At 67.3% G+C, this 6,034-nt stretch carries 5 protein-coding genes; 1 reads left to right on the plus strand and 4 read right to left on the minus strand.

Annotated features, from left to right (window positions below; translation table 11 throughout):
* Positions 1-4: 4 nt before the first annotated feature.
* The 4 genes from Q0627_RS15395 to rpmE form a co-directional block, all read right to left on the minus strand.
* On the minus strand, positions 5-148 hold the full coding sequence (locus tag Q0627_RS15395; RefSeq protein ID WP_298811228.1) for a hypothetical protein: 144 nt from the start codon (positions 146-148) through the stop codon (positions 5-7).
* A gap of 57 nt (positions 149-205) precedes the next feature.
* Complete coding sequence (gene prmC / locus Q0627_RS15400) at positions 206-1,105, minus strand: peptide chain release factor N(5)-glutamine methyltransferase (protein ID WP_298811230.1); 900 nt, start codon at positions 1,103-1,105, stop codon at positions 206-208.
* A complete protein-coding gene (gene prfA / locus Q0627_RS15405) occupies positions 1,102-2,178 on the minus strand; it encodes a peptide chain release factor 1 (RefSeq protein ID WP_291015776.1) in 1,077 nt (358 codons plus the stop codon). Before prfA ends, prmC begins: the two co-directional genes overlap by 4 nt.
* Positions 2,179-2,292: 114 nt before the next feature.
* Entirely contained in the window at positions 2,293-2,520 is a 228-nt protein-coding gene (rpmE, locus tag Q0627_RS15410) for a 50S ribosomal protein L31 (RefSeq protein ID WP_005188763.1), read from the minus strand.
* 278 nt (positions 2,521-2,798) lie between these two features.
* Between rpmE and Q0627_RS15415 the strand changes: the two genes are divergently transcribed.
* Positions 2,799-6,034, plus strand: a 3,236-nt coding sequence (locus Q0627_RS15415) for a glutamate synthase central domain-containing protein (protein ID WP_298811236.1), incomplete at its 3' end; no start/stop codon positions are given.

A 6,034-nucleotide genomic window follows, 5' to 3' on the forward strand; every position in this document is an offset into this window, starting at 1 on the left:
TCCCTCACTGCCCGTTTCGGCCGGACGTGGCCTTCCCGGTGGACGTGGCCTTCCCGGTGGACATCGCCTTCTCGGTGGACGTGGCCTTCCCGATGGACGTGGCCTTCCCGATGGACGTGGTCCGCGGCAAGTTCGTACGCAAACCCACTCTGCCATCCTCGCACGGCGACGGCAGCGGGCGACTCCGGCACCGCGGGCATGCCGGTCACGACACACCGACGTCGGTCGCGGCACGTTCCATCGTCACGAACCGTGGCCGGCCGGTGAGATCGTCGTACCCGTTGATCTCGGTGAACACACCGGTTGCCCGAGCAGCGGCGATCACTTTCGCGGAGGTCGTCTCGTCGTGTTCGATGCCGGCACGGCCGCCGGGCCGCAGGAGCCGTCCCACCACCTCGAGCATCGGGGTGATCACCGACATGCCGTCGTCGCCCCCGAACACGGCCGTGTGTGGATCCCAGTCCACCTCGGGGGCAGTACCCGTGCCTTCCGGCACGTACGGCGGGTTGCTCACCACGACGTCGGCGGGTGCGGGCATTCCCGCGCGCTCCAACGCTGCCAGGGTGTTGCCCGTGATCGTCACGTCGGCCCGTACGGCGATGCACCGCTCCTGCACACCGCAGTCAAAAATATTGCAGGACAGCCACTCCCACGCGTCGGATGACTTCTCGACGGCGTAGACCCGGGCCGCCGGAACGAGGGCGGCGATGCCGATCGCGAGCGCGCCGCTGCCACTGCACAGGTCGACGACGACCGGCTCGGCGATCTGCGAGAGCCGCGAGACCGCCCACTCGAGCAGCCATTCGGTCTCCGGTCTCGGCACGAACACCCCGGGGCCCACGGACAGATCCAGCGGACCGAACGCCGCAGTACCCGTCAGATGCTGCAACGGGATCCGCCGCGCCCGCTCGGCCACCAGGTCCCGGTACCGCACCACCGCCGCGTCGGACATGTCGTCGGCGATGAGCAGCCGACCGCGGTCGATGCCGAGCACATGACACATCAGCCATTCCGCGTCCGCCCGCGCGGAGGCGACGCCCGCATCGTCGAGTTGTCTTGCCGCGTCGGCGATTTCGTCGCTGACCCGCGCGCGGCGGGCGGTCATTCGGCGGCGAGCCGGGCCTGCCGGTCGGCGCCGACCAGCGCGTCGAGCAGTCCGTCCATGTCACCGGCCAGAACCGCGTCGAGGTTGTTGGCCTTGTAACCGATGCGGTGATCGGTAATGCGGTTCTCGGGGAAGTTGTAGGTGCGGATGCGCTCGGAGCGGTCGACGGTACGGATCTGCGCGGCGCGCCCCTGGGCGGCCGCGGCGTCGGCTTCTTCCTCGGCCGCCGCCTGCAACCGGGCCGCGAGCACCTGCATGGCGCGGGCCTTGTTCTGCAGCTGTGAGCGTTCGTTCTGACAGGTCACGACGATTCCGGTGGGCAGATGGGTGATGCGCACCGCCGAATCGGTGGTGTTGACGCCCTGACCGCCCTTTCCGGACGATCGGTACACGTCGATCCGCAGATCCGATTCGTCGATCGAGACCTCTTCGACCTCGTCGGGCTCTGGATAGATCAGCACACCTGCCGCGGAGGTGTGGATGCGTCCCTGTGATTCGGTGACCGGCACCCGCTGCACGCGGTGCACACCGCCCTCGAACTTCAGCCGCGACCACACGCCGTCACGCACCGATTCGCGGGCCTTGACCGAGATCGTGGCCTCCTTGTAGCCGCCGAGATCGGATTCGGTGACACCGAGGATCTGTGCCTTCCAGCCATGGCGTTCGCAGTACTTGAGGTACATCCGGGCCAGGTCGGAGGCAAACAACGCCGACTCCTCCCCTCCCGCACCGGATTTGATCTCCATGACGACGTCGTCACCATCGTGCGGGTCACGCGGGGCGAGCAGATCGGTGAGCGTCGCGTCGAGTTCGGCGACCGCCTCCTCCAGCGCGGGGATCTCCTCGGCGAACGAGGCATCGTCGGCGGCCAGTTCGCGCGCGGCCTCCAGATCGTCACGGGCGACTGTCAGCTTGCGATAGGTGGCCATCACCGGAGCGAGCTCGGCGAAACGTTTGCCGACCCGGCGTGCGGCGGCCGGATCGTTGTGCAGTGCCGGATCGGCGAGTTGGAGCTCGAGCCCCTGATGTTCGGCGACGACGTCGTCGATGGCGGACGGGCTGGTGCTGCTCACTGTCGCCTCACTGGGATCGATGGAAACAAACGGGAATCGGTTTGCACAGAGGTTTGCACAAAGCAGAACGGCGCCCACCCCGGGAGACTTCCCGGGCGGGCGCCGTCGCTGAAGCTAGCTGGAGGCTGCGCTTTTGTTCCGCTTGCCGTAGCGCTTCTCGAAGCGCGCGACGCGGCCGCCGGTGTCGAGGATCTTCTGCTTGCCCGTGTAGAACGGGTGGCACTGCGAGCAGACTTCGACGGTGATCCGGCCGCTCGAGGCGGTGCTCCGTGTCTCGAACGTGTTGCCGCAACCACACACGACGGTGGTGGCGACATAGTCAGGGTGAATACCCTTCTTCATTTCTCTGGTGTCCCTTCGATGATGGTCGCCGGGTCACCGTCGTACCTCGACGGTGTGAACCGGTACCGGACTCAACCTTGCCACTATGCCACGACCGGCGGCCCTGACTGAAATCGGCACCCGCTGCAACATCCCGTTGTGCACGGCTATTCCTGATCGCCCTCTAAGATTTAGGCATGGCTTAGTTAAATTAGGTTTGGCTTAGCTATAGTGATCGAACGCCGCTTCACCGTCGCAGGGGCGTATCAAGCATCCAGCCGGCTCGATACAGGAGACGTATGAAGCGCGAACCGCGCACACAGGCCCTGCTGTGGGACCCCAGCGACGAGAAGAGCAGCTGCGGAGTCGGGTTCATCACCCGCAAGGACGGTGTGCAGAGCCACGACGTCATCGTCAAGGCGGCCGAGGCACTGTGCTCGGTCCCGCACCGCGGCGGCATGTCCGCCGAGGGCGTCGGCGACGGCGGCGGCGTGTCGATGGACCTGTCGCAGGCGTTCTTCCGCAAGGTCACCGGTATCGCGGACCTGTCCCTGGGCCGGTTCTGCGTCGGCAACTTCTTCCTCCCCGCGGGTGAGGAGACACGGGCCGAGCGTCTGATCGAATCGACAATGACAGAGCGGGGATTCTCCGTCCTCGCCGTTCGCGATGTGCCGGTGAACAATTCGGTGCTGCGCCCCGCAGCCGTCGGAGCGCAGCTGCCGATCCGGCAGTGGGTGTTCGGCGCACCCGAACCCACTCCGAGTCCCGCCGACCTCGACCTGCTCGTGCAGCAGGCCCTGCTGCACATCGAGGCGATCGGTTACACCGAACCGGCCCTGGCCGGTCTGTATCCGCTGTCGCTGTCGGCTCGCACCCAGGTACTCAAGGGGCGGCTCTCCTCGCCCGAGGTGGTCGGCTACTTCGCCGACCTGACCGACCCCGATCACGCGGTGCACACGCTCTTCTTCCACACCCGGTTCTCCACGAATACCGATCCACACCCGACGATGGCGCAACCGTTCCGGTTCCTGGCCCACAACGGTGAGCTCAACACCGACAAGAAGAACCGCATCGCCCAGGTGACCGCCGCCGCCGCACAGCGCCGAAGCATCGTCCGGCCGCCCGGGCAGTCCGACAGCTCGCGCCTGGACCAGACCGTCGCCACCCGGGTCACCGAGGACGGCCTCGACCTGGTCACCGCCATCGTGTCGATGATGCCCCCGGCCTGGGAGAACGACACCTCGCTCTCCCCCCGGGTGCGCGCCATGTTCGAGTACTTCTCGCTGTACGAGGAGAAGAACGACGGCCCCGCCGCCGTCGTCTTCGGCAACGGGTCGATCATCGGTGCCCGCCTCGACCGCCTGGGTCTGCGTCCCCTGCGGACGCTCGAGACCAACAAGTTCCTGTGCGCGTTCTCCGAGGCAGGCCAGATCGACGTGCACCCGGACTCGGTGATCTCCCGCGGCCGGGTATCCGCGGGCGGGATGATCTTCTACGACCATCGTGAACATCGCACTTACACCACCGACGACGCCTACGAGAAGCTCGCTGCCGCGGCCGACTACCCGGCGCTGCTGGCCGCCGCCAAGGTCGACCTCGACGACCTCACGGCGTTCGAACCCATCGAGTTCGAGTCCGGTCCGGAACCTGATCGGCCCGCTGCCGCAGACATCGACGCAAAAGCCACCACGCTGACCGACCATCAGCGCTATCGCGCGTACTACCTGGACCAGGAGAGCTTCCGCTACTTCATGGATCCGATGCTGGACAAGGGCACCGAACTCGTCTCGGCGATGGGCTTCGGCAATGCCATCAACGCCCTGAGCAACATCGAACCCAGCATCACCCGCTATTTCTCCCAGCGATTCGCCCAGGTCACCAACCCGCCGCTGGACAGCATCCGGGAGGCCGACGGGATGACCCTGCGCGTGGCCCTCGGGATACGTCCCGAGGTGTCCGGCCGCGACCGCCGCCACGATTCGCTCATCCGCACCCGCCAGATCATCCTGCGTTCGCCTGTACTCACCGCCCGGCAGTTGTCGTTGCTCGGAGCGCAGACCGAAACCCCGGTCAGCACGTTCCCCGCGCTCTACCCGGCCGGCCCGGACACCGGTACCGATGCACGCACGGCGATCGTGACGGCCATCGACCATCTCGGCGAGGAGGTCGTGGCGTTCGCCAAACGGCGCGGCGGCATCGCGATCCTCACCGACCGGGGTGTCGACGACGCGCACGCGGCACTGCCCATGACCTTCGTCGTCTCGGCCATAAATCAGCGGCTGATCGATGAGGGTCTGCGGCTGCGGATCTCGCTGATCGCCGACAGCGGCCAGGTCGAATCGTCGCATCACCTGGCCTGCCTGCTCGGGTTCGGCGCATCGGCGGTACACCCGCATTCGGTGGCCAGGCGGGCCCGGACCAGGCCGGACCCCGACAAGGCGTTCGCCAACTGGGCCAAGGCGGCCGAGAAGTCCCTGATGAAGACCATGGGCAGGGTCGGGCTGTGCACGGTCGAGAGCTACATCGGCGGCGAATTCTTCGAACCGAACTTTCTCGACACCGCCGACGAGGACCTGCGACGCTGGTTCCCCGGCTCACCGTCGCCGGTCGGCGGCGTCGGCCTCGACGCGATCGCCGCACTCCTGCTGGACGCCCACCACCACGCCACCGCCCCGTCCGGGGTACTGGTCTCCGACAAAGACCTGCCTCTGCTGGGCCTGTTCAAGGAACGAGCCGGCGGTGCCGGGCACTCGTTCGGCACCAAGGCCGTCAAGCGCTACGAAGGGCTCACCGCCGAGAAGCTGAGCTACGACGCCGCCGACAAGGTCTCCGCGCAGGCCGAGGCCGCCAACGCCACAGATTCGCTGCCCCTGCTCACACTGTCGGCGCTGGACTCGGCGTTCGGACTCAACGCCTCGGTATACGAGGGCAGTGGCTTCGACAGGCTGTCCGACGAGACCATCGACGCGTTCGCGATCACTCCGGCGTACCGGGAGTTCGCCGCCGAACTCGCCCAGGCCCGCCGCGAGCGGCCCAGTGCATTGCGCGACGTCCTGTCACCCCGCCCGGCTGGTCCCACGATCGCACTGGCCGACGTCGCCCCCGCACACGAGATCACCACGACGTTCGCCTCGGGGGCGATGAGCCACGGCGCGCTGGTGGCACCCGCGCACGAGGCCGTGGCCCACGGCACCAACATGGTGGGGGGACTGTCCAACAGTGGCGAGGGCGGCGAACATCTGTCGCGGTACGGCACCATCCGTGCCTCGCGCATCAAGCAGTTCGCCTCGGGCCGGTTCGGGATCTGGTCCGGCTATCTGGCCGATCCGATGCTCGAAGAACTCGAGATCAAGATCGGCCAGGGCGCCAAACCCGGCGAGGGCGGTCAGTTGCCCGCGCCGAAGGTGACCGTGGAGATCGCCGCGGCCCGCGGCGGCACCCCGGGCGTCGAACTCGTCTCACCGCCGCCGCATCACGACACCTACTCCATCGAGGACCTCGCGCAGCTGATCCACGACTGCAAGGCCGCACGCGT

The organism is uncultured Gordonia sp. (assembly GCF_937858515.1).
In the GTDB taxonomy this organism is placed as follows: domain Bacteria; phylum Actinomycetota; class Actinomycetes; order Mycobacteriales; family Mycobacteriaceae; genus Gordonia.

Excerpts from the sequence above, each read along its gene's own strand:
- rpmE (WP_005188763.1), bottom strand. The coding sequence starts at position 2,520 with ATGAAGAAGGGTATTCACCCTGACTATGTCGCCACCACCGTCGTGTGT.
- prmC (WP_298811230.1), bottom strand. The coding sequence starts at position 1,105 with ATGACCGCCCGCCGCGCGCGGGTCAGCGACGAAATCGCCGACGCGGCA.